26 protein-coding genes are annotated in these 23,130 nt (G+C 59.3%); 9 read left to right on the plus strand and 17 right to left on the minus strand.

Going from position 1 to position 23,130, the window contains the following annotated elements; translation table 11 throughout:
* Nucleotides 1-24: 24 nt before the first annotated feature.
* Nucleotides 25-147, minus strand: a complete 123-nt coding sequence (locus tag AC1Z24_RS20225; RefSeq protein ID WP_483742397.1) for a hypothetical protein — start codon at nt 145-147, stop codon at nt 25-27.
* Between AC1Z24_RS20225 and AC1Z24_RS20230 the strand changes: the two genes are divergently transcribed.
* Entirely contained in the window at nt 146-901 is a 756-nt protein-coding gene (locus tag AC1Z24_RS20230) for an SDR family NAD(P)-dependent oxidoreductase (RefSeq protein WP_483742398.1), read from the plus strand. The two genes, AC1Z24_RS20225 and AC1Z24_RS20230, sit on opposite strands and share 2 nt — an antisense overlap.
* A gap of 51 nt (nt 902-952) precedes the next feature.
* Here AC1Z24_RS20230 and AC1Z24_RS20235 read toward each other — a convergent pair whose 3' ends face one another.
* The 3 genes from AC1Z24_RS20235 to AC1Z24_RS20245 all read right to left on the minus strand — a co-directional run bounded on the left by AC1Z24_RS20235 (nt 953) and on the right by AC1Z24_RS20245 (nt 2,981).
* Nucleotides 953-1,273 carry a DUF2845 domain-containing protein gene (locus tag AC1Z24_RS20235; RefSeq protein ID WP_483742399.1) on the minus strand — a complete coding sequence of 107 codons (321 nt, stop codon included), beginning with the start codon at nt 1,271-1,273 and terminating at the stop codon, nt 953-955.
* Nucleotides 1,274-1,513: 240 nt separating this feature from the next.
* Entirely contained in the window at nt 1,514-1,918 is a 405-nt protein-coding gene (locus AC1Z24_RS20240; RefSeq protein ID WP_483742400.1) for a VOC family protein, read from the minus strand.
* A gap of 100 nt (nt 1,919-2,018) precedes the next feature.
* Nucleotides 2,019-2,981, minus strand: a complete 963-nt coding sequence (locus AC1Z24_RS20245; protein WP_483742401.1) for a LysR family transcriptional regulator — start codon at nt 2,979-2,981, stop codon at nt 2,019-2,021.
* 133 nt (nt 2,982-3,114) lie between these two features.
* On the opposite strand from AC1Z24_RS20245, the gene AC1Z24_RS20250 reads away from it, so the two are divergent.
* Together AC1Z24_RS20250 and AC1Z24_RS20255 are read left to right on the plus strand one after the other, a co-directional pair.
* Nucleotides 3,115-3,855: an AzlC family ABC transporter permease gene (locus AC1Z24_RS20250; RefSeq protein WP_483742402.1), complete on the plus strand. Its 741-nt coding sequence runs from the start codon at nt 3,115-3,117 to the stop codon at nt 3,853-3,855.
* Entirely contained in the window at nt 3,852-4,178 is a 327-nt protein-coding gene (locus AC1Z24_RS20255) for an AzlD domain-containing protein (RefSeq protein WP_483742403.1), read from the plus strand. Before AC1Z24_RS20250 ends, AC1Z24_RS20255 begins: the two co-directional genes overlap by 4 nt.
* 87 nt (nt 4,179-4,265) lie before the next feature.
* Here the strand turns inward: AC1Z24_RS20255 and AC1Z24_RS20260 are convergent, their stop codons facing one another.
* Entirely contained in the window at nt 4,266-5,687 is a 1,422-nt protein-coding gene (locus AC1Z24_RS20260; protein WP_483742404.1) for an MFS transporter, read from the minus strand.
* Between the two features lie 629 nt (nt 5,688-6,316).
* Nucleotides 6,317-6,703: a DUF4260 domain-containing protein gene (locus AC1Z24_RS20265; protein ID WP_483742405.1), complete on the minus strand. Its 387-nt coding sequence runs from the start codon at nt 6,701-6,703 to the stop codon at nt 6,317-6,319.
* Between the two features lie 99 nt (nt 6,704-6,802).
* Here AC1Z24_RS20265 and AC1Z24_RS20270 point away from each other — a divergent pair, with 99 nt between their 5' ends.
* Entirely contained in the window at nt 6,803-7,687 is an 885-nt protein-coding gene (locus tag AC1Z24_RS20270; RefSeq protein ID WP_483742406.1) for a LysR family transcriptional regulator, read from the plus strand.
* A gap of 3 nt (nt 7,688-7,690) precedes the next feature.
* Here the strand turns inward: AC1Z24_RS20270 and AC1Z24_RS20275 are convergent, their stop codons facing one another.
* The 6 genes from AC1Z24_RS20275 to AC1Z24_RS20300 form a co-directional block, all read right to left on the minus strand.
* The gene (locus tag AC1Z24_RS20275; RefSeq protein ID WP_483742407.1) at nt 7,691-8,494 is read right to left on the minus strand and encodes an alpha/beta fold hydrolase; all 804 of its coding nucleotides are present in this window, start codon (nt 8,492-8,494) and stop codon (nt 7,691-7,693) included.
* Between the two features lie 210 nt (nt 8,495-8,704).
* A complete protein-coding gene (locus tag AC1Z24_RS20280; RefSeq protein ID WP_483742408.1) occupies nt 8,705-9,244 on the minus strand; it encodes a TetR/AcrR family transcriptional regulator in 540 nt (179 codons plus the stop codon).
* A gap of 134 nt (nt 9,245-9,378) precedes the next feature.
* Nucleotides 9,379-10,149: an SDR family oxidoreductase gene (locus tag AC1Z24_RS20285; RefSeq protein WP_483742409.1), complete on the minus strand. Its 771-nt coding sequence runs from the start codon at nt 10,147-10,149 to the stop codon at nt 9,379-9,381.
* Between the two features lie 178 nt (nt 10,150-10,327).
* Complete coding sequence (locus tag AC1Z24_RS20290) at nt 10,328-11,485, minus strand: GGDEF domain-containing protein (protein ID WP_483742410.1); 1,158 nt, start codon at nt 11,483-11,485, stop codon at nt 10,328-10,330.
* Nucleotides 11,486-11,649: 164 nt separating this feature from the next.
* A complete protein-coding gene (locus AC1Z24_RS20295) occupies nt 11,650-12,027 on the minus strand; it encodes a hypothetical protein (RefSeq protein WP_483742411.1) in 378 nt (125 codons plus the stop codon).
* Nucleotides 12,024-13,010 (minus strand): hypothetical protein, encoded by a 987-nt coding sequence (locus tag AC1Z24_RS20300; protein WP_483742412.1) that lies wholly within the window; start codon nt 13,008-13,010, stop codon nt 12,024-12,026. Before AC1Z24_RS20300 ends, AC1Z24_RS20295 begins: the two co-directional genes overlap by 4 nt.
* Nucleotides 13,011-13,315: 305 nt before the next feature.
* On the opposite strand from AC1Z24_RS20300, the gene AC1Z24_RS20305 reads away from it, so the two are divergent.
* Complete coding sequence (locus tag AC1Z24_RS20305; RefSeq protein WP_483742413.1) at nt 13,316-14,518, plus strand: GGDEF domain-containing protein; 1,203 nt, start codon at nt 13,316-13,318, stop codon at nt 14,516-14,518.
* A gap of 12 nt (nt 14,519-14,530) precedes the next feature.
* On the opposite strand, the gene AC1Z24_RS20310 is transcribed toward AC1Z24_RS20305, so the two are convergent.
* From AC1Z24_RS20310 to AC1Z24_RS20325, 4 genes are all read right to left on the minus strand, one after another.
* Nucleotides 14,531-15,322, minus strand: coding sequence for an ABC transporter ATP-binding protein (locus AC1Z24_RS20310; RefSeq protein WP_483742414.1), 792 nt, complete (start codon nt 15,320-15,322; stop codon nt 14,531-14,533).
* 17 nt (nt 15,323-15,339) lie between these two features.
* Nucleotides 15,340-16,077 carry an ABC transporter permease gene (locus tag AC1Z24_RS20315; RefSeq protein ID WP_483742415.1) on the minus strand — a complete coding sequence of 246 codons (738 nt, stop codon included), beginning with the start codon at nt 16,075-16,077 and terminating at the stop codon, nt 15,340-15,342.
* Nucleotides 16,078-16,091: 14 nt separating this feature from the next.
* On the minus strand, nt 16,092-16,811 hold the full coding sequence (locus tag AC1Z24_RS20320; RefSeq protein ID WP_483742416.1) for an ABC transporter permease: 720 nt from the start codon (nt 16,809-16,811) through the stop codon (nt 16,092-16,094).
* Nucleotides 16,812-17,248: 437 nt separating this feature from the next.
* Entirely contained in the window at nt 17,249-18,145 is an 897-nt protein-coding gene (locus AC1Z24_RS20325; RefSeq protein WP_483742417.1) for a LysR substrate-binding domain-containing protein, read from the minus strand.
* 104 nt (nt 18,146-18,249) lie between these two features.
* On the opposite strand from AC1Z24_RS20325, the gene AC1Z24_RS20330 reads away from it, so the two are divergent.
* Both AC1Z24_RS20330 and AC1Z24_RS20335 read left to right on the plus strand, forming a co-directional pair.
* A complete protein-coding gene (locus tag AC1Z24_RS20330; RefSeq protein WP_483742418.1) occupies nt 18,250-19,038 on the plus strand; it encodes a HalD/BesD family halogenase in 789 nt (262 codons plus the stop codon).
* 102 nt (nt 19,039-19,140) lie between these two features.
* On the plus strand, nt 19,141-19,998 hold the full coding sequence (locus tag AC1Z24_RS20335; protein ID WP_483742419.1) for a transporter substrate-binding domain-containing protein: 858 nt from the start codon (nt 19,141-19,143) through the stop codon (nt 19,996-19,998).
* A 66-nt stretch (nt 19,999-20,064) separates the two neighbouring features.
* Here AC1Z24_RS20335 and AC1Z24_RS20340 read toward each other — a convergent pair whose 3' ends face one another.
* The gene (locus AC1Z24_RS20340) at nt 20,065-21,000 is read right to left on the minus strand and encodes an alpha/beta fold hydrolase (protein ID WP_483742420.1); all 936 of its coding nucleotides are present in this window, start codon (nt 20,998-21,000) and stop codon (nt 20,065-20,067) included.
* A 202-nt stretch (nt 21,001-21,202) separates the two neighbouring features.
* On the opposite strand from AC1Z24_RS20340, the gene AC1Z24_RS20345 reads away from it, so the two are divergent.
* The gene (locus AC1Z24_RS20345) at nt 21,203-21,763 is read left to right on the plus strand and encodes a TetR/AcrR family transcriptional regulator (protein ID WP_483742421.1); all 561 of its coding nucleotides are present in this window, start codon (nt 21,203-21,205) and stop codon (nt 21,761-21,763) included.
* Nucleotides 21,764-22,029: 266 nt separating this feature from the next.
* Nucleotides 22,030-23,130 carry an HPP family protein gene (locus AC1Z24_RS20350; RefSeq protein ID WP_483742422.1) on the plus strand — a complete coding sequence of 367 codons (1,101 nt, stop codon included), beginning with the start codon at nt 22,030-22,032 and terminating at the stop codon, nt 23,128-23,130.

Genomic DNA, 23,130 nt, shown 5'->3' on the forward strand with positions numbered 1-23,130 from the left:
TTTGGAATGCCTCATGTTAGCCGATTAAAAAGCAAAATCCCGATAGTCCGGCAAGAGCACGTCAGAAGCAGAACGGCGGATCAGCGAGAGTAACGGCGTAGTCCAGTGGCGCTCCAGCTGCTGAACCTTATTGCCGGAGAACATCATGACAATCGACACCCGTGGAGAATTTGCAGGCCAGGTCGCCCTGGTCACCGGAGCAGCCAGTGGCATAGGTCGGGCAGTCGCCCTGCTGTTGCATGAACGTGGCGCCCAAGTGGTGGCCGAAGACAGAAACCCGACAGTCCACGACCTGGCCCGCCCAGGCCTGGTGCCCCTGGTCGCCGATATCAGCGCAGATGGCGCGGCCGAAGCCGCGGTGGCGACGGCGATCGAGCATTTCGGACATCTGGATATCCTGGTGAACAATGCCGGGATCATCATCAATAAATTGCTGGTCGACATGACGCGAGACGACTGGGAGCGCATTCAGCAGGTCAATGTCACGGCGGCGTTTCTACATGCCCGGGAAGCGGTCAAGGCGATGATCCCCAATCGCAGCGGCGCCATCGTCAATATTGCCTCCTACGCCGCCTTCCAGAGCTTCCCGACCATCTCCGCTTATGCAGCATCCAAAGGCGCGCTGGCGCAACTGACCCGCACCCTCGCCCTGGAAGTGATCGGCCAGGGCATCCGGGTCAATGCGGTCGGTTCAGGGGATGTGCTGACCAATATCCTCAACGACGTGGTCGACGACGGCCCGGCGTTTCTGGCCAAACACGGTCAGACCACACCGATCCAGCGCGCCGCGCAGCCGGAAGAAATCGCCGAAGTGGTGGCGTTTCTGGCTTCGCAGCGGGCGTCCTATCTGGTCGGGGCGGTGGTGATGGCCGATGGTGGGATGAGTGTTACCGCAGGTTAGAAACAATGGTCACAATGCCCGAGGGCGTGTTGCTCTCGGGCCTGTAACCCGTTATCGCTGGCTTCTGATCTGGACCAGCTTGTCGCCTTCAAAGCGCAGGTACTGATACATACCGCCCCGGGGGCCGTAGACCCACTGTTCGACATTGATGACCTCGCGCTTGTTGGCGCCGCGCTTGTCCATCACAGTCGCCACCGGGTCGCGACTATTGGGCGCCCCACACTTTTGAATAACCTGGGCGCTCGAGTCGCCCTCCGACGCGATACCGTTATCGCAGCGTATCGAGGCCTGTGCACTAAACGCGATGGCGGACAGCACAATCAATACCGCAAGGCCTGCTGTCTCGTTAAGAAAGATCGAGTTCTGCTTCATTTTTTCGTCCTTGAACTTCTGGTTTATCGGGCTGATTAACAACCGGAAAATCTTAGGCGTCGGTCATACCCGCTGTTCATTCAATTCGTGACAAAGCAATACGGGGCCGTCGAGGTGGGCTTGCTGGCGATGGCGTCGGGTCAGGCGATGAAGTCCTTGCGAGCGCTTCGCATTCGATCGTCAACAAGTTGGCTCCTACCATGCCGCATTCATTCAGCTAGTTTGCAGCGGCGTGATCCCTCACCCCAACACCCCATCCGCATGCACAAAGCACAGCTTGTTGCCCTCGGGGTCGCGGCAATAGGCGCCGAAGTAATCCGGTGAGTAGTGCGGCCGCAGCCCCGGCGCGCCTTCATCGGTAGCGCCCAGGGCCATGGCCGCCTCCCAGGCCGCTTGCACCTGTTCCTGGGAGGCGGCGGCGAAGCTGATCTGCACGCCATTACCCCAGGTGGCAGGCAGACCATTGAAAGGCTTTTGCACAAAAAACTGCGGCCAGCGCTTACCCGGACGCTGCCAACCGGCCCCGGCAGGCCCTCCGTCCGCTTCATCGGGCATGCGCTCCATGCCTAGCGGGGTGAGGATAGCTTCATAGAACGCAATCATGGACGCCAGATCCCGGGCGCCCAGCTGGATATGACTGAACATGAATGTTCTCCCTTCTCTCAAACAACGCACAACCCACTGATCACCAAGACTCCGTGGAAGAGGTATAGCCAGCCCGCATGCTTCATGCACAGAGCAGGCTCTAGACCTGAACACCAAACTGCGCGAGCAACCAATCCTTAAAGCGCACACACGCCGGATCGTCCTGCCTCTTCTCGTTGATCATCAGGTATTGAAGTGACCCTTTTAAAACCAGTTCTTCTGCAACCGGTCGGACCAAACGCCCCTGTTCGATGAGATGCCCGACCAGATGAGCCCAGCCCAGGGCCAGCCCCTGCCCATCGAGGGCCATCTGCACCAACAGGCCGTAGTCGTTGCTGCTGAAGTAATGCGGGGTGTCCGCCGCCGAGATCTGCAGGTCATGGGACTGGAAGGCGAACCACACATCCCAGTCGACCTGCTCGGTGAGCTGAGAGCGGCCATAGGGGTTGAGGTCCAGCAGCGTGCTCTGGCGCATGCCTTCCAGAGTGCTTAGCTCGGGATGAGCGGCCAGATATTCAGGCGTACAGACCGGGTAAACCACTTCGCAAAACAGCGGAATACGCAGGTAGCCGGGGCGCAGGTCGGAGGTCTTGGTAATAAAGATATCGGGATGGATACCCGGTTCGATGGCCAGAAAATGCTGAGTGGTGATGATATTCAGGTCGACATCGGGGTTGGCGCTGAAGAAGTGCCTGAGGCGGTGAGACAGCCACAGCCCGGACAGCGCCGGGGAGCAGCAGAGGGTCAGGCTGTGCTTGTCGTTTTTCTCCCGGCGTATGCGTTCGGTGGCCTGGAAGATATTCAGCAGCGACAGCTGCGCGGCATCGAACAACGCGGTGCCGGGTGCGGTCAGCCTGACCTCCCTCCCCGTGCGAATGAACAGCTCGGTGCCCAGATACAGTTCGAGATCACGAATCTGTCGGCTGATCGCCGCCTGAGTCACGCACAAGGCGTCCGCCGCGCGGCTGAAGTTGCGGTACTTGGCCGCCGCGACAAACGCCCGCACGGCCTTGAACGATGGCATTTTCATCAGCGCCTGATCAGGCTGGGAGCTTTTCGTCATAACAAAATGTGCCTGTTTCCCCGGAGAAAAAGTCGGTTCAGCCCGCAGGCACCGACGCCTACAATTTATCCCATGATGCCCTGCGCTGCGCCAGCTTCATCGCGCGGCAGTAAACCTATAAAAAGGAAGGAAAATGTCCTACAGAAGTGGCCGGGAAGCGTTCATGCATGGGGTGCGAACCCTGCTCCCATTGACACCCGGCGTTATTCCATTTGGCCTGGTAACGGGCTATATGGCGGTGCAGATGGGTATGTCGCCGGGCACCAGCATCGGCATGACCCTGCTGTTCTATTCGGGATCGGCGCAGATGGTGGCCCTGCAACTGCTGCATACCGGCGCCCTGCCGGTCACCATTGTGATCACGGCCCTGATCATCAACCTGCGTTTCATCATGTACAGCGCCTCCCTGGCGCCTTATGTACATCATCTGCCCCGACGCTGGACCTGGCCCATGGCTTATCTGCTATCGGACCAGTCCTACGCCCTTTGCGTGCTGAAATTCGCCTCCGGTGAACTGGGCCGCTTCGCCCACCACTTCTATGCCGGCACGGCGATCAGCATGTGGCTGGCCTGGCAGCTCTCGGTGGTGGCCGGGATTTATCTGGGCGCCAGCATCCCGCAGAGCTGGTCCCTGGGCTTTGCCATTCCCCTGTCGTTCCTGGCCCTGCTGATTCCCGGCCTGCGCAGTATGCCCAGCCTCGGCGCGGCACTGGTCGGTGGCATGCTCGCGGTATTGGCGATCAACCTGCCCTACAACCTGGGTCTGGTCACGGCATCCATCGGCGGGGTAATTGCTGGGCTGGTGATCGAAAGCCTGCGTAAACCCCGGGTGCACGACGCATCGGTGAGTGGCGCAGAAGGAGAAGCGCAATGAACGATCTGGCTTTGTGGGGACTGTTCCTGGCAGTCGGCGTCGGCACGTTCGCCCTGCGCCTTTCCTTTGTCGAGCTGCACGGTCGGTTTCACATGCCCGAGCTGCTGAAGCGCGCCTTGTTGTATGTCCCGGCCAGTGTGCTGGCAGCATTAGTGCTGCCTGCGGTGGTGTTTGCCCCTGGGCATACCGAGCTGGTTCTGGACAACCCGCAGATCCCTGCAGCTCTGGTCGCAACCCTGGTGGCCTGGAAAACCCGCAATACCCTGCTGACCCTGGGTCTGGGCATGGCAACACTCTGGGGCTGCAAACTACTGGGGCTGTGATTCTGACTGACGCAGGAACGAAAAAAGGTGGCCGTCCATTTTCCCCCGAGAATGGACAGGCCACCTTTTGCTGTAGCGACGACTGACTTACAGGTCAGTGATTTCCTTGTGACGCGGCACCAGCATCTTCATCACGGTCCAGGCCACCAGGTAAGCCAGGGCGCAGATGGCGAACATGATCATGTAGCCGGTGTGAATGTCGTTGATCGACTTGTAGTAGTCGAACACCCAACCGCCGATCTTGGTCATCACCACGCCGCCCAGGCCACCGGCCATACCGCCGATACCGACCACGGACGCCACGGTCTTTTGCGGGAACATGTCGGAAACGGTGGTGAAGATATTGCACGACCAGGCCTGGTGCGCCGAGGCACCGACACCGATCAGCAGCACCGGCACCCAGAAGCTGATGTAACCGAAGGGTTGCGCCAGGAGTACCACCAGCGGGAACAGGGCGATGACCAGCATCGCTTTCATGCGACCGTCATAGGGTTTGTCGCCCTTGGCCATGAAGTAGGCCGGGAACCAGCCGCCGCCGATACTGCCGACCATCGTCATGCTGTACAGCACGAACAGCGGCAGGACGATGGCCGCCCCCTTCATGCCGTATTGCGCCGACAGGTAGGTCGGCAGCCAGAACAGGAAGAACCACCACACGCCGTCGGTCATGAACTTGCCAAAGGCAAAAGCCCAGGTCTGGCGATAGGTCAGCAGCTTGAACCAGGAGACTTTCTTGCCGACAGCGCCCGGCGCTGCGTTGGCGATTTCCTGTTCACTACGATCGCTGCGGATGTACTCCAACTCCTGAGCGGTCAGACGCTTCTGTTGCTCAGGCTTCTCGTACAGGGCGATCCATACGGCGACCCAGACGAAACCCAGCATGCCGATCACGATAAAGGCCGCTTCCCAGCCCCACATGGCAGCAATCAGCGGCACACAGATCGGCGCGGTGATGGCACCGACGTTGGCACCGGAGTTGAAAATACCGGTGGCCAGAGAGCGTTCTTTCTTCGGGAAATACTCGGCAGTGGCCTTGATCGCAATCGGGAAGTTACCCGACTCACCTACCGCCAAAACCGCCCGGGCCAGCATGAAACCGGCAATCGATACCGGGATAGCGGCTATGCCCAAGGCGCCGCAGATGGCAGCGATGCCTTCACCCAACGGCACTGCCAGCGCGTGCATGATCGCGCCGGTAGACCAGATGCCGATAGCCAGGATAAACGCAGTTTTGGTACCGATCTTGTCGACAAAACGCCCGGCGAAAATCATCGAAATCGCATAGACGAACTGGAACACCGAGGCGATGTTGGCGTAGTCGGTGTTGCTCCAGCCAAATTGCGTCGACAGATCCGGCGCCAACAGACTCAGGACCTGGCGGTCCAGGTAGTTGACCGTGGTGGCGAAAAACAACAGCGCACAGATGGTCCAGCGATATTTGCCTACCGTCTTGCTGACGCTCTGCGTAGCGCTGACCGCTTGCGGGTGGGTGGACTCGTTCAGATTCATAGCATCACTTTATTATTGGATTATGCCGATCATCTCTCGACAACGAAGTGAGAGCGCAGGTGTACGTGCTCCAGGCGCAGCGGCTGGAGTCAGACCTTAAAACAGTTCTGCGGGGCGGTGGGCGGCAACGGGCCTGACAATGCGCAAAGGCAGGCGGGAGCGGCGTTCAGCGAGATGGGTACGCAAGTCGGGTTCATCATGGGTCGACACTCATTTTTATTTTTAGGTTTGGACGATCAACAATCATCGGTCGTCGTACAACGGTCTTCCTTATAGCGAGCGTTATGGCTGGCTGTCAATCTGGAAAATGGTAGTACGTAAGGGAGGAAGCTGCCTGCTGAAAGGCTGATTGCGCAAACATAATTGAACTAAAGCTGCGCATTGGGGATGGGTGTTAGTGGGCGGTTAGTGAGAAAAATTTCTGCTGCACCGTTGTACGACAACACATATCGCCCTGTTGGAACGTGGTTATTTGTTGTGGGAGCGTGGCTTGCCCGCGACTACGGATCTCCAGCCGCAGAAAACTCGTTGAATGTACCCATCTCTTCGCGGGCAAGCCACGCTCCCACGAAAATCATTCCAGTTCAGAAAGCTGTGCCGGCTTTCGGCTCTCGCAGTAATCCCAGCCTCTACCGCCCCACCACCCCCAAATGGGTAAACCTGAACCCCTGCGGCGACTTCAGCCCATAACCCAGCATCCGATCAAACCCGCAATGGGCCAGGCATAGCGCGCCCAGTGCGCCAAGAATCGGTATCCCCATGCTGATTCCCCACGCAAGCAACAGAGCACCCACCGCATAAACATGGGCGAGGTTGTAACAAACAGCCCCCACCCTGGCGCCAAACAGATAGCCGAAAAAGCTCAGATCCGGCGCAAAGAACAGCAACAGCGCACGCCACCACGACAGTCCGTCGTTCAAATGCCAGAACAGCACGATGCCCGCAACAAAGATCAGGGCGGCCTCGACGCGCTGCCAGATGATGGTGGAGAGATGCAGTTGGGGATTAGCGGACATGGGGATGAGCTCCTGAAAGATAAACTCATTGTGCTCAACCCCTGCCCATACGAAAATTGCCGCAATCTCTCTAGAAGTCATACAAAAATGTATAACTCTATGCCACGCGAACCTGACTGGGAATGGTATCGGACGTTTCTCGCGGTCCTGGAAACAGGCTCGCTCTCGGCAGCCGGACGCGCCTCGGGGATGGCACAGCCGACGGTGGGCCGACATATCGATGCACTGGAATCAGCCCTGGGCCTGAAGCTGTTTACCCGCTCATTCGATGGCTTCGCCCCCACCGACGCAGCCTGGTTGCTACGGCCCTATGCCGCTAATCTGGCCGCCACTTCCGCAGCATTACTGCGCGCAGCGGGCAGCCATGGCACAGAGGTACGCGGTACGGTGCGTTTGACTACGAGCGAAGTGATAGGCGTCGAAGTGCTGCCGCCTATTCTCGCGGCATTGCGCGATGAGCATCCGCAACTGGTCATCGAGCTGACCCTGTCCAACACGCCAGACAACTTGCTGCAGCGTGAGGCCGATATCGCCGTACGCATGTTTCGCCCGACCCAGGACGCCCTCATCGCCCGTCGCGTCGGCGCCATTGAAGTCGGCTTATATGCACATGAAAGGTATCTTGCGGCGAAAGGCGCGCCCTCGTCCCTTGACGACTTGTCCGCCCATGCCCTGATCGGTTTTGATCGAGAGACCGCCTTTATCCGCCGTTTCCTCGAGCAATTCCCCATGTTCGCCCGCCCTGCCCTGGCCTTTCGCGCCGACAGCGAACTGGCGCAACTGGCCACGTTGCGCGCGGGCTTTGGTATCGGGGTCTGCCAGTCAGCCGTCGCGGCCAGGGACAAGGCGCTCATACGCGTGTTGCCATCAGCCTTCTCCGTAGAAATGGACACCTGGGTAGCCATGCACGAAGACCTGCGTGATAACGCCCGCTGCGCGGTGACCTTTGCCGCGATTGTTGAGGGGTTGAGTGGCTGTCAGTAGCACCTAACCGATTTCAGCGAAAAACCGCAGTAACTCGGCATTCACCGCCGCCGGCGACTCCAGCATCGCGATATGTGAGGTATTGGTCAGCACCACCAGTTGCGCACCGGCAATATTCTCGGCGATGAGCGCAGCGGCGCCTGGTGGTGTGCTTGGGTCTTTGTCGCCCACCAGAACCAGGGTCGGGCAGACGATTTCAGCAAGGCGCGGGAGAACCTCGAAGGTCGCGATCATTCGCCACATGGCCGCATGCACCTCGGGATTGTTGGCCAGCATGGTTCTTGATATCCGCTCGATCAGGTCCGGCCGTCTGGTCCGGGTTTCCGGGGTAAACCAGCGCTCCAGGCTGGAGTGCAATACGGCAGCCATCCCACCCTGCTCCACTGTCTCGGCCCGGGCACGCATGCCGTCGCGCACCACATCGGCAAAAGTCGCGGCCGTAGCAATAAGGGACAGCGAGCGCACCTTGTCCGGATAAGCCAGGGCAAAAGACTGGGCGATCATTCCACCAACCGATATACCCACCACATGCACCGCCCCCTTGCCCAGACTGACTACAAGTCGCGCAAGACGATCGCTGATGCCCACGAAACTCAATGGCTCGGCGGCGACGGGGGAACGACCATGTCCGGGCAGATCCAGAGCGACCACGTCGTAGTGGGGCTGTAGTACTTCTATCTGGTCGGCCCAGTAGGTCAGGTCGTGACCCACGGGGTGAATCAGGATGACGGTGGCGCCGTCCCGAGGTCCTGTTCTTACCCAGTTCAGGCCGGAGTCATCCTGCAAATCAGTATCGGTTGAAAGCATCGCGTGAGGTCCTCTGTCAGTTCTGTGGGGATACGCCCCCCGTTGCAGAACAAGAGAGCCTTTCAGGGGGGCTGAAGCTATCGCGCGGCAAAGATGGAACTGTAGGAGCTGCCGAAGGCTGCGAAGGGATTTACCTGATACACCGCCTTCGCAGCCTTCGGCAGCTCCTACAAAATCCCGTTACAACTCTGACGATTGCGTCGTGTTTGATCACGCCGCCGGAAAAGGCCCCGCCACCCAGTAAGCCTCAAGAATATGGTCATAGACCTGCACATCATCGCAGCCACGCGCCACCAGTTGCGCGCCTTCAACGGCGGCGAAAATCGCCATTGCCCATTTGCGCAGCTCGGCCGGGTCGCAATCATGGGGTTCAAGGTCGAGGACCTTGACCAGCCAGTCGGTCAGCAGTTGGGTGAAACGGTGGACCTGCACTTGCACTTCTGCGGCGAGGTCGGTGTATTCGGCCGCCATGATGCCGCCCAGGCACATGCGATTTTCCCGGACCAGCGTGGCGCGGAAAACGTCGATATAGCTCTTGATGCAGGTTCTGCGGTCTTTCGAGGTGTCGAACACCTGATTCAGGTATTCGAGGAATTCGTCGGTGTATTGATGGGCCAGGGCGGCGCCCAGATCACCTTTGGTGGGAAAGTGGTAATGAATGCTCGAGCTTTTTACCCCGACCGCCGTTGCCAGGTCGCGAAAGCTCAGGGAGTTGTAGCCCCGCGCCTGCACCATCGAACGAGCTGCCATCAGCACAGCCTGCTTTGTGTCGCCAGTGGCCACGGTCGTATCCCCCAAAAGGGTTGAATGTATTGAAGCAGCCCAGCCCGGTCAAGGCAGGGCAACACGCTCGAGCAATCGCATGGCTTTACACCAGCAGTTGGCTACACCAACGCATGCTCCGCCCCGTCCATGGTGATGATGGTCCCGGTGATGTAACTGGCCTTGGCCGACGCCAGAAACAGCACCACATCGGCGATCTCTTCGGGCTTGGCCATGCGCCCCATGGGGATCTTCTGCACGCTGCGCTGGATCGCTTCCTCCACCGTACCACCGGCATGTCGCGCTTCGGCGACCATACCTTCGGCGACCCGACCGGTTTCGGTCAGCCCCGGATTGATCCCCACCACCCGCACGCCGGAGGCGGCATAAGCGTTGCCCATTCCCGCAGTGGCCAGCATCAGCGCCGCATTGGCCGAACCGCCCGCCAGGTGCGTGGGCTTGGCCACTTTGCCACCGGCGCCGATGATATTGACGATCACCCCCTGCCCGCGTCCGGCCATCAGCTTGACCACCGGGTCGGCGACGTTAATGGTGGAAAAGAACTTGGCATCCATGGCGGCACGCCAGAACGCCGGCGTGAGGTCTTCCGGCGCCGAACGCTTGGCCGCGCCCGCCGAGTTGACCAACACCTCGATCGGCCCGACTTCCTGCTCGACCCGCTGCACAAGAGCCGCCGCCGACGCCTCGTCACACAGATCAGCGGCAAAACCGAACGCACCGGGCAGTTGCGCCAGCGCGTCATCGATATTGGCCTGGGAACGCGAACTGATCACCACCCGCGCGCCTTCTGCAGCAAATTGCCGGGCACACGCCAGACCAATGCCTTTGGAACCACCGGTGACCAGCACAACCTTTGCGTCGAAGCTTTTCATAAGCGTGTTTCCTCGAGTGGAAAATCGACGGTCACCTTACGCCAGGGGGTGGCTTTGCTAAAAGTGAAAGGTGACTGTGGGACCGGCTTTAGCCGGGAAGACGATAGAGATGTATTGCTCGTACCGATGCCTTCCCGGCTAAAGCCGGTCCCACGGAAAAGCTCCACAATTCAATTGATCAGCATGTCTGAGTCCGATCCTCCACCCGAATAGTGTCGCGGCCATCGCGCTTGGACTGGTACAACGTGGCATCGCTACGCTCGATCAGGGCTGCGAGGCTGGCCGGTGGCTGGTCGAACAGGTCAGCGCCGATGCTCAGGGTCACGGCCTGAGGCGTGGTGAAGGCCTGGACGGCGGCCTGGTTGAATTGCTCGCGCAGTGCCTTACCCAGATGCATGACGATAGCGTTCGAAGCATCACTAAGCAGAATAACGAACTCATCGCCGCCCAACCGCCCCGCCAGCGAACCCTGTGGCAGCAGCCCGCGAATGAGCTCGCTCAGGGTGACCAGCAGGCGATCGCCTGCGCCATGGCCATACAGGTCATTGACCTGCTTGAAGTGGTCGATATCGATCAGCAGCAAGGCTCCGGGGCGCGCTTTCGACACGCCTGCCAGCAAGGCCGGAGCACGGATTTCCAGAGCGCGGCGGTTATACAGCGCGGTCAGCGGATCACGCTCGGCCAGGCGCGAGATGAGCTGTTCGCGGCGATGACGCTCAGTGCCGGTCATGGACAGGGCGATCAGCATGACCGCCATCGCCCCTTCTACCAGGGATATCTGAATGATCTCGCCACGGAAGGCGGCCAGATCAATCAACGTGCCCGGCACCACGGCGGTGATCGCCTTGGCGATGTAGAACAGCCCGTGGACCAACAGCACAAAACGCAGCTGCACCGCACCCACGCCCCACGACGTGCCATGGGGACGCAACAGCACACTGGCGCGCAAGGTCAAGGAAGCCACCAACAACGAGTTGACCAGCAGCATGACCTTGGACCAGGGCTGCTCACCGGGCAGTAACAAAAGCGCCAGCCAGACGACGAAGATCAGGTACCAGGCCCGGGACAGGCGCACCTGAGTGAAACGCGCCACGCCTAACAGAAACAGCCAGTGGGCCGTGACCAGCAGGCCATTGGCGAACCAGATGCCGATCAGCAAAATCCCGCTGATACGCAGCAAGGCCAGAGTCGAACCCAAGGTAATGGTGGCAAAGCCTGCACTCCAGAACAGCAGCGAAGGCTCGCGAATGCTGCGCCACTCCACCGCCAGATACAGGGCAGCAGCTGCCGCAAGGGCGATGCTCAGGGTCAACATCGTGGGTGGATCGAGGGTCATATCCTGAACAGCCTGTGTGCTTTCTAGTCAAAAGGCGCAATTGTAAGCTCTGGAATGGTTTTGCGCAGAGCACCTTGCGTCTGACAGGGCGGCACCCGCGACATTCTGTTAACCGCTGGTCGACCGCCTGAATCGGGTCGTTGACCGTTATGCCAGCCCGGTCACTAGGGTAGAAACCACTTTTCCCATATCCAATGAGCGACCAGCAACAGGCAAAGAAAGCAGTTGCAATAATGAGGGATAAGAATCCATCTTTTAAGATTTTTAGGAAAATTCCTAATGTCCGACATATCCAACTCATCCGTGTTGTGATAAAGCTTATTGAAATCAAATATCAAAACAATCCAAATCAGACGCTGAGTCCTCTCCATAGGCCCCCAGCCGCTCCAATGCCTTTTGTTTGCCATGACCACACGGCAGTTTTTTAGATGGTTTTCTATTTCTCCAAGTTTGAAATAGACAACATAAAGCGTGACGCCTGTAAAAATAAGAAACAGGATGAAAATGATCGCAGTAATCCAGGCATGGTCAAGTGCATTCATTCTTGGGCCTCACGATAGATAATTTCGCCTACCCGCCCACCACCGCTTCCCAACAAGGTGCCTCCTAGCCACCCACCTGCCGCCCCGCCGATAACTGCGCACCCAAGCATTGCCATTCCGTTACGGACAGGCACTTTTCTGCAGATTGAAACCATTATGGTTGTGCCCACTGATCCTGCCATATAGCTCCCTGTGACACCCCCGACCAACTTCGCTGCCTCCACGTACCTCGCTCGCTCACACTGCTGCGTCGAGCCCGCAGCACAGGCCTCCTTGATCTCCAGCGAAGTGCTGGCGAAGTCCAGGGCAATCCCGACGTAGGTGCCATTTTTCAGCGCGTTGGATAACCGGGTAATTCCCTTGAGCCGCTCGGCATATCCGGCGATCTCGCCGTGGGCCATATAGCTCTTGGTACTGATGCCCAACGTGCGTTTGATCGAGCCGTTCTTTTGCAAGCCTGTACCATAGCGCGCAACACCTTGCAGTTGCTGGTCCAGCAGCTTGTAGAGCTGTAGTCGTTGGGCAATAAAGTCATTAATGGAAGACGAAGCTCCCCTGCTTTTGTGCTGTTGGTAAAGTGCTTCTATTCGCTCCAGCGTCTGCTTGACCTGATTAAGGTGATGGCTCCAGCCACCGGTGCTGCTACCAATGCCAATGGACCCATAGCTCAGCAGGCTTTGCAGCAGGTCGTAGTTTTGCAGCAGATGATTATCGGCTGCGGCAGGGTTGTTTCTCAGGGCTTGCTGCACGGTGGAGGCGTGCGCCATAAACATGGCTTCGTCGAGTGTGCAGGAATCGGTGATATCAAATTTATCGTCACTGCCGACAATAACGATTTGTCCGGGTGCAACGAGCTCGAAAGTTGACAAGTGTCGGTTCAGTCTGTCGAACCGCTTGCGTCCATCGCTGGACAGATTGAGCCTGTTTTTTATTAAACTGTACGAAGCTGCATGATCGTTGATGAAAGCATAGGTACGGGACATGTCTGGATATATTCGCGCTAGTGGGCTCTGAGGGCGAAATATAAATAGGTCCTTTCCACGATGTCTGGGACTATGTTGGCGCTCTAATGATTTTCAGAAATTGCCTACAAGTACCGGTTAATAATTCCTGCAATCACCACACAACATGACGTTTTCCAGGAATGAAGCAACCTAGGCATGTGACGAATTAGCGGATCCATTGAGGAGATGCCAATGGCATGAAAAGCTCTGCCATAATGCCGACATCCTGATGACTGAGACGCCGCCCACAGCATGTTTTTATCTTTATCCCCGGTAACCTCTCGATGCTGCTGAATGACCCTGTCACTCTCCTGCTTGTACTGATCCCGTTCGGCCTGATGACCCTGGTCATGCTGTGCCTGTCCTATGCCGGTATCAGTAAAAGCAACGCGCCACTGCACTGGTGGGTCGCGGGGGATCTGTTTCTGGCGGCGTATCGCGGGGTGCCGCTATTGCAGGCGGGCGTACTGGACGAGCGTTTTTCGGCGCTGTGGGTGTTGTCCCCTACCCTGACCTTCCTGCTCAACGGCCTGTTGCTGCAACTGGCGATGACAGCCCACACCCGCGCCCTGGCCACGCTCTGGCAAGGGCCGATCGGGCGTGTACAGCAGTTGCGCGAGTTGCTGGCGCTGCCGTTACTGCAAACCGCCGGGTGCCTGCTGTTACTGCATAGCAGTTGGCTGCTGCCCTGGTTCTTCCTGATGCTGGCGCTGAGCGTGGCCCGCCAGTTGCGGCTCACCTGGCCGTTGCACACGCGCTTTCGCGGGGCCTGGGGGCTGATCTTCGGGCAGGGGGTGATCGTGCTGTTCCACATCTGGAACGCGAGCAACCTGAGCCTGAATCCGATCCCGCCATTGGCCTTCGATGAACCGGACATGTTCTCGCTACCGGCCCTGTGCATCGATTTCCTGGTGTCGTTCCTGTTCACTCTGAGCTTCGCCCTGTGCCTGCAAGAGCAACTGCGCCAGCAGATCACCCAGTTGAGCATTACCGATGCCCTGACCGGCGCCCTCAACCGGCGCGGTGCGGCGCCGATCCTGCTGCGTGAATGGGCCAAGGCCAGCAGCGAGCGCTATCCCATGGCGGTGGCGATGATCGATCTCGATCACTTCAAATCCATCAACGATCAGTTCGGCCATGCCTTGGGTGACTCGGCCCTGCAAGCCTTTGCCAATACGGTGGAAAGGCTCAAGCGTCAGTCCGATGTATTCGTGCGCTGGGGCGGCGAGGAGTTTCTGCTGGTATTTCCGCGCACCGACCTGGAACAGGCTCAGGCCTTCATGCGCCGCCTGCGCGAGGCCTTGCATACGCAGCAGCCGGAGCCGGAACTGCCGTTCAAAGTCAGCTTCAGTGCCGGTCTTGCCGACCTGGAAAGTGCCGGCAAACGCGATGATTTCGAAGGCCTGTTACGGGTCGTGGACAAGGCCCTGTACCGCGCCAAGCAGCAGCGCGGCGGGGTCGAATTGGTGGAAGCGGCAGATCTATAATCGCCGCTCGGCTCACTCGGTACTGCGCTGGTTGTGGCTGGCGACGAACTGGCGGAAACGCTCGGTGGGCAGGCCCTCGAACAACTCATCAGGCGTACCTTGTGCGTCGATCACGCCCTGAGCCATGAACACCACGCGGTTGGAGACATGGCGGGCAAAGCCCATTTCGTGGGTCACCACCAGCATGGTCCGGCCTTCTTCGGCCAGGGAGCGCATGACCCTCAACACCTCCCCCACCAACTCCGGGTCAAGTGCTGAAGTCGGCTCATCGAACAGCATCACCTGGGGATTCATGGCCAGGGCCCGGGCAATGGCGACCCGTTGCTGCTGGCCGCCGGACAGGTGCGCCGGGTAGTAATCACGGCGGTCATACAGCCCGACCTTGTGCAGCAATTGCTCGGCTTCTTCCACGCACTCGGCACGGGAACGCTTGAGTACGCGCATCGGACCTTCGATGACGTTTTGCAGCACGGTCATGTGCGACCACAGATTGAAGCTCTGAAAGACCATGCCCAGCTTGCTGCGCATCGCCTCGACCTGGCGGGTATTGCTTGGCTGCAGGCGACCGTTGGCATGTTGCTTCATTTCGATGACTTCGCCATCGAGCACGATGCGCCCTTCATCCGGGGACTCCAGCAGGTTGATGCAGCGCAGGAAGGTGCTCTTGCCGGAGCCGCTGGCACCGAGGATCGAGATGACATCGCCTTTATGGGCATCCAGAGAAATCCCCTTGAGCACCTGCACCGATCCGAATGACTTGCAGATATTGCTGACCGACAGCGCGGCCTGGACGTGTTGATTCATGACTGGCTCCGCGGCAATCAAAGGGATGGAGGGGTTTGCGCCGACACGGTGGTCGCTCGCTGTGTGGGGCGTTCGCGCAGGTGCGGCGAGAGTCGATACTCGACCCAGGCCATGGCCCGCACGATGAGGAAGTTGAGCACCAGATAAATCAGCGCAGCGCAGAGGAAAACCTCCATGGTCCGGTAGGTGCGCTGAATGATCTGCTGGGCAATACCGGTGACATCCCACACCGTCACCAGGCTGGCGATGGCTGTGGACTTGACCATCAGCACCGCTTCGGTGGAATAGGACGGCAGCGTCTGGCGCAGGGTAACGGGGGCGATCACCCGCCACAGCAGGGTCCAGCGGCTCATGCCCACGGCCAGCCCCGCCTCAATCTGCCCTTGCGGCACGCTTTGCAGGCCACCACGGATGATTTCAGCGGTGTAGCCGGCGGTGCACATCGCCAGGGCCACCACCGCACAGCCGTAAGGCGAGCGCAGCACGTCCCACATGAAGCTGGCGCGGATCGCCGGAAACTGCCCGAGGCCGTAGTAGATCAGAAACATCTGAACCAACAGCGGTGTGCCGCGAAACAGCATGATGTAGAAGCGCGCCGGATAGCTGAGAAACGGCCAGCGGCTGACACGCATGGCGACGACACCCAACGACAGCAGCAGGCCCAGGGAGAGACTGAAGAAAAACAGGCTCAGGGTCGTGGGCAGCGCCGCCAGAAGCTTGAGCATGGTGTCGCCGAGAAAGGCAAAGTCGATCATTGAATGTTCCCCGCTCAGGAATGTGGCGTGCGGCGCTGGGTGCGCTGCACGCGGGATTCGGCAATATTGAACAGGCGACCGGACAGCCCGGTCAGAACCAGATAACAGGCGCCGCCGACGATGTAGAAGGTAAAGGCCTGATGGGTCGAACCCGCCGCCACCTGGCTGGCGCGCATCAGTTCGACAAGGCCGATCACCGAGATCAGCGCGGAGTCCTTGAGGGTCATCTGCCAGACGTTGCCCAGCCCCGGCAGCGCGTAACGCCAGATCTGCGGAATCAATACGCGTCGCACGCGCATGCTCCAGGGCATGCCGATGGCCAGGGCGGCTTCCAGCTCGCCCTTGGCCACGGCCAGAAACGCACCGCGATAGACTTCGGCCTGATAGGAGCCGGAGATCAGGCCCACGGCCAGGGCGCCGACCAGAAACGGCGGCATGTCGACGAAGCCTTCGCCGCCAAACCAGTGGTTGACCGCGCCCGCCACGGTGGCACCGCCGAAATAGAACAGGTAAATCACCAGCAGCTCGGGAATCCCGCGGAACAGGATCGAGTAGAGATCTCCCAGATAGCGCCATGCACGCTTCTTCGACAGCTTGGCCGCCGCCACCGCGCTACCGGCGAGCGCGCCGACCATCAGCGCCATCAAGGTCAGTAGCACGGTGGTGCCAGCCGCCTTGAGCAAGGCCATGCCCCAGCCGTGCGGGCCAAAACTGAGCAGTTGCAAGAGATCCATAGCGTTATTCCTGCCGCGAGCAATGAATATTGAGTAACTGGCGACACCCGCCAACTTATACATACTTGTCTTTACAAGTAGATGCAATTTGATTGCCATATCGCTCGATGCACCCAATTGCGACCGGTCAACCGCTCTGTTCAGGTGCTTGCGGGGCTGTGAAGTTCCAATCGATAGCGGCAGCAAGGTGGCGGATAGCGATGCGCAGCGCTGCACATTGGGGCACAGAGAAACGACGGGCCCCAGGGGAGTGCGTCGTGTTGTAACAGCCTGCGGGTGCCCCCCATCAGCCAATTGAGCTGAGGGAATTTCTCTGTGGGACCGGCTTTAGCCGGGAAAGCAATAGGTCAGGCGATAGAAATGTGGCGTCCATGCATGCCCCTTCCCGGCTAAAGCCGGTCCCACATTATTGATCGGCGTCGATCAGCCGACTGGAATCAGACTGTGGCCAATATCTCAATGAAACTCTGCACATTCGCCCGCTGGCGTTTTTCCGTCGGCACAAACGCGCAATAGGGATGCCCCAGGGACAACGACCGTGACGACAACGCAATCAGGCGACCCGAAGCCAGGTCCGGCTGGGCGATGAGCTTCTGCCCCAGAGCGATTCCGCAACCCAGTCGGGCCAGGGTGATGGACAAACTGGACAACCCCGAGCGCCGCCCCAGCGCCGGATCCGGTGGCACCTGCCCCGGCTCAGCGGCGTACCAGTCACTCCAGGTCGGATGGGACGCATAGTTGGCGCCCCACTCGGTATGGATGAACAGGCTTTCATGGATTCGGCCGAGATCGAAATCGCTGTTGCCATGCCGATACCATAACTCCGGCGCGCAGAGCGGCACGACCTGATCGTGCATCAGCGCGATCACCTCCATCCCCGGATAGTGATAGTCGCCGTAACTCACGCGGATATCGACGTCATGCCGGGCCAGGTCCACCGGATCGTCCTCGACCCGCACATCCACCGACAACTGTGGATAACTTTCCAGCAACGTCGCCAGCTTTGGCGCCAGCCAGACCTCGGCCAGGGAGAACGGCACGCTGACGATCAACCGGGTGCGCATCTCGCCTTCGAGCAGGCGCACCGTCATGGCGGCGATATCGTCCAGGGCCCGGGACGTCTGCGGATAGATCGCCAGGCCAGCGTCGGTCAGGGACAGCCGGTTGCCATTGCGCACAAACAGCTTCTTGCCGAAATACGCCTCGAGATGACGGACCTGCTGACTGACTGCAGCGGCCGACACTCCCAGTTCCGCCCCGGCGCCGGCGAAGCTGGACAGGCGTGCGGCGACTTCAAAGGTCCTGACGGCGTTCAGCGGGGGTAGCCTTTTCATCAGTGCCTTCCTTAAGTTTTACTAGGGGGAGGCTAACAATTTTTAGCGTTGTTACGAAGATTTCCTCAGGTTAGGTTAAAGCCACACCTATCCGGAGGGCCGACATGCATACCGTCATCAATCTTCAACGATATCCACTGGATCGGCCAGACAGCGAGGAATGGACCGCCCTGGTCAGCCATGCCAAGACCGAACTGGCTCGCAACGGCATGTTCAGCCTCGAAGGGTTTATCCAAGCCGACCATGCAGCCCTGGCCGCCCGGCAGATCCAGCCGACCATGGACGGGCAGTCCCATACCCACAAGCGCTCGCACAATATCTATTTCAAACCGGATATCCCCGAGCTGGTCCCTGATCATCCGGCCTTGCACAAGGTCGAGACGGTGAGCCACACCCTGTGCGCGGATCAACTCGCGGATAGCCTGGTCACAACGATCTACGAGTACCCTCCGCTGGTGGACTTCCTCAGTGCCGTCATGGAAAAACCGGCGCTGTATGTGATGGCCGACCCCTTGGCCAAGGTCAATGTGATGAGCTATCGCGAAGGCGAAACCCTGAACTGGCACTTTGATCGTTCGGAGTTCACCACTACCCTGATGCTTCAGGCTCCCGAAGCAGGTGGCGAGTTCGAGTACCGTAGCGACCTGCGTACCGCCGACAACCCCAACTACGAAGGCGTCGCCAAACTGCTGCAAGGCCGCGACCCCAACGTGCAGAAATTGCGATTGAGCGCTGGCACACTGAATGTGTTTCGTGGGAAAAATACCGCCCACCGGGTAACGCCGGTACGGGGTCAGCGCGAACGTATGGTCGCGGTGTTCTCATACTATGAAAAACCTGGCGTGATGTTTACGCCCGAGGAACAGCTTGGTTTCTACGGGCGTGCGGTCTGATTGAGCCCTTCGCCAGTCGCGGGGACATAATAAAAACCAGGCGTTCAATGGCTTTTGATCTAGCTCTGCCAGTCTTATTCTAATTATTGGATGGGGAAACACATGGGCCACACCTACAACGTCACCAAAAGACTCCTTGCATATGCAGCGTTGGGCAGCAGCCTGTTATTGGGCGGTACCGCCTTCGCCAAAGACTGGACCTCGGTTCGGGTTGCCACTGAAGGCGCCTACGAGCCATGGAACATCACCCTTCCCAGCGGTGAGATCTCTGGCTTCGAGCCTGAACTGCTCAAGGACGTCTGTGCCCGGATCAAGCTGGAATGCAAACTCCAGGCGCAGGACTGGGACGGCATGATCGCGGGCCTTAACGCGGGCAAATTCGATGTACTGATGGACGCCATCGTCATCACTCCGGAACGTCAGGAAGTCATCGCTTTTTCCAAGCCTTACGCCAATACCCAGGCAGTGTTCGTCAGCGCCGATCCGAAGCTGATCGCCAGTATGCCGAGCAACGAAATCATCAAGCTCAGCGGTGATCCGGTAGCCGACAAGGCGGCTGTCGACAAGATGAAAGCATTGGTCAAAGGCAAGACCCTGGGCATTCAGTCCGGCACCGCCTATACCGACTTCGTCGAGAAAAACTTCAAGGACATCGCCACCATTCGCGAGTACAAGAAGTCCGGCGAACACATGCTTGACCTCAACGCTGGCCGTATTGACCTGGCTTTCGATGATGTGACCTTCTTCACCTCCGCCCTGGACAACCCCGATAACAGCGCCGTGAAGATGATCGGCCCGAAAATCGGTGGTGATATCTGGGGTCCGGGCGAAGCACTGGGCTTCCGCAAGGCCGATAACGACCTGCGCGAGAAATTCAACGGCGCACTGACGGCCGCGCTGGAAGATGGCACGGTCAAACGCCTTTCGGAAAAATGGTTCAAGGCTGATATTCGTCCTTGATGCATAGCTGCTGAATGCTGACGCGCCACTGTTCATGCCGAACAGTGGCGCGTTTTGCTTCAGGCCTCAGTGCTTGTCCAGAAAGCCCAGCATCAGGCTGGCGATCTCGTCGGTTTTTTCGTCCATGGCGAAATGCCCGGCATCGAGCAGATGCACGTCGGCATCAGGAAGATCACGTTTGAAGGCTTCTGCCCCCGCCGCGATAAACGACGGATCGTTGCGCCCCCATACCACCAGCGTTGGCGGCTTATGCTCGCGCAGCAATGCCTGCCAGGCCGGATACGCCGCAACATTAGTCCGATAGTCATATAACAGTGCCGCCTGGATATCCCGTTGGCCAGGCCGGGAAAGGTGCGTCGACTCGTCGGTCCAGGTATCCGGGTTATACAGCTCCGGGTGCGAGGTACCAGCGGTATGGCGCTGCTCGGTAGCCGCCGGGGACATGAACGCATCCACCAGTGCGGTGCGCCCGACCGGGTCTTGCCAGAACTTGCCGATATCCGCCCATTTCGGCCCGAGTCCCTCCTGGTAGGCGTTGGCATTCTGAATCACCAGCGAACGAATGCGCTCGGGATGGGCCGCCATCAGCCGAAAACCCACCGGGCCGCCGTAGTCATGCAGGTACAGGGAGTACTTGTCGACGCCCAGTTGCTGAAGGAAATCGTCGGTGGTCCTGGCCAGATGATCGAAGGTGTAGTTGTAAACCGAAGGGGTTGGCGCGTCACTCTGACCAAAACCAGGGAAGTCCGGAGCGATCAGGTGGTACTGGGTGGCCAGCAATGGAATCAATGAATCGAATTCCCGTGACGAGGACGGGAAACCATGCAGCAGCACCAAAGTAGGCGCGTTCTTCGGGCCGGCCTCACGGTAGAAAATATTCACGCCATCGACGCTGAGCCGATGATAGGTCGTGGTGGCGGAGTTCGACAGGACAGGACTGGCTTGCGCGGTAAGGCTGGTCATGAACATGACTGAGGCTGCCAGAAGCGTTCGGACTTTCATGATTTCAAGCCTCTGCCTGGTTTTGCCCAGGCGATCTGTTTGTTGTGAAGGATGATGATCGGCAGGCGCTATGACAATGTAACCAGAACCGAACGATCGGTACAGTATCTAGACTAACGAATGCCGTCAAGGATTGAGCCATTGCGCAAAGTGCCGTAGGCTGCGGTCTGGAACGAACGATCAGTTTTCAGCAGGAAATATCATGGCCGCCGCCCAGGCGTCGAAAGGCGAAATCATTGATCGGCTGTTCAGCGTATTCCGCGACCACGGCTTCGAAGGCACCTCTATTGCGGACCTGTCCCGGGCCACCGGTTTGGGCAAATCCAGCCTTTACCACCACTTCCCTGGTGGCAAGGAACAGATGGCAGAAGCAGTGCTGGAACGGGCCACCGCGCTGATCGACCGCGAATTCCTCAGTGCGGCCAGGTCCGCAGGTACCCTCAAGGCCCGTATCCGTAAAATCGTGGCCACCCTGGATCAACTCTACTCAGGCGGACGTATGCCATGCCTGCTGGGTCAACTGGCCACTTCCAGCGTCGGCATCACCGCCAAACGCAGCCTGCACCTGGCCTTTACCCACTGGATCGAAGCCATTGCAGTGCTCGCTGAGGAAAGCGGTATGGCGCCGCTAAAGGCCCGGCACTTCGCCGAAGACTGGCTCGCGCGGTTGCAGGGTGCGCTGGTCCTGCAAGCAGCCAACGATGACCTGGGGCCCTATCAGCGGACGATGGATGCGTTGTTGGAGTTGGCGCAGCAAGACTGAAGTAAGCGACCTCTCACGAGTGAGGCTTGCCCGCGAATCAGGCGATGCGCAGTATCAGCTGCACTGCGTCATCGTTCTTCGCGGGCAAGCCTCGCTTCAACGAGATACCCCCGCAAAGACAAACGCGCTGTGCCAGGCCTCCAACGGGCGCTACAATCTGCGCCTAATTCGACCTGCCTGCTGCCAACCTGATCATGCCTGCCTTGCCCGACCCGGCCCCCGAATCCGCAAAACCCTCGCGCCCGCTGCTGACCTGGCTCAGATCCTTGTGGCCTGCCCCCCAAACCATCAATACCCGGGAAAAACTGCGGGCCAGTTGCGGCGCCGCTTTGGGCATCCTGCTGGTCGCCGTTGTGGGCATGCTCTGGTTGCGCGGCAGTATGAGCGCCGATCACAGCCTGCTTGCCCTGGCCCTGGTCGCGCCAATCGGAGCCAGTGCCGTGTTGGTATTCGCCGTCCCCTCCAGTCCCCTGGCGCAGCCCTGGTCGGTGGTGGGCGGCAATACCCTGTCGGCGCTGGTCGGCATTGCCTGCGCCAAATGGATTCCAGACGCCTCCATCGCAGCAGCAGTTGCCGTCAGCCTGGCCATCGCCGTGATGATCGCGACCCGCAGCCTGCACCCACCGGGCGGCGCATCGGCGCTGTTGATGGTGCTGGTGGGTTGTGATCGTTTTGCCTTTGCCTTCAGTCCGGTGCTTACCGACTCATTGCTATTGGTCGCCGCCGGGCTGATCTACAACAACCTGACCCGAAGCCCCTGGCCCCACGTGGTTCATCCAAAAGCGCCGACGGCCAATAGCCGCTTCAGTACAGCGGATCTCGACGCCGCACTGGCCCATTACAATCAAGTGCTGGACGTCAGCCGTGATGATCTGCAAAACCTGCTGGAGCAAGCCGAAGCCGCGGCCTATCAGCGCAAGATGGGCGAGATCCGCTGCGCCGATATCATGAGCCGGGAGCTGATCGTCGCTCGTCAGGAAATGCCCCTCAAGGACGCCTGGGCGCTGATGCGCAAGCACAAGATCAAGGCGCTGCCGGTCATCGACAGGCAACATCATCTGCTCGGTATCGTCACCGTTGCCGACTTCATGAAACAGCTGGACCTCGACGCCCATGAAGGCGTCGGCTGGCACCTGCGCGCCCTGCTGCGGCAGAAACACAAGGTCCGCCCCGTGCCCATCGTCGGCCAGATCATGAGCCGCACGGTGCGGGTCGCCAGCGCCGACCGGCTGTTGAGCGACCTGGTGCCCGTGTTCTCCGAGAACGGCCACCGACACATTCCGATCATCGATGCCGAGCGGCGCCTGGTCGGCATCGTCACCCAGTCGGATCTGATCAAGGCGCTTTATACCGCTGTGCGGGCGTGA

It is taken from the genome of Pseudomonas sp. JL23 (assembly GCF_056933585.1).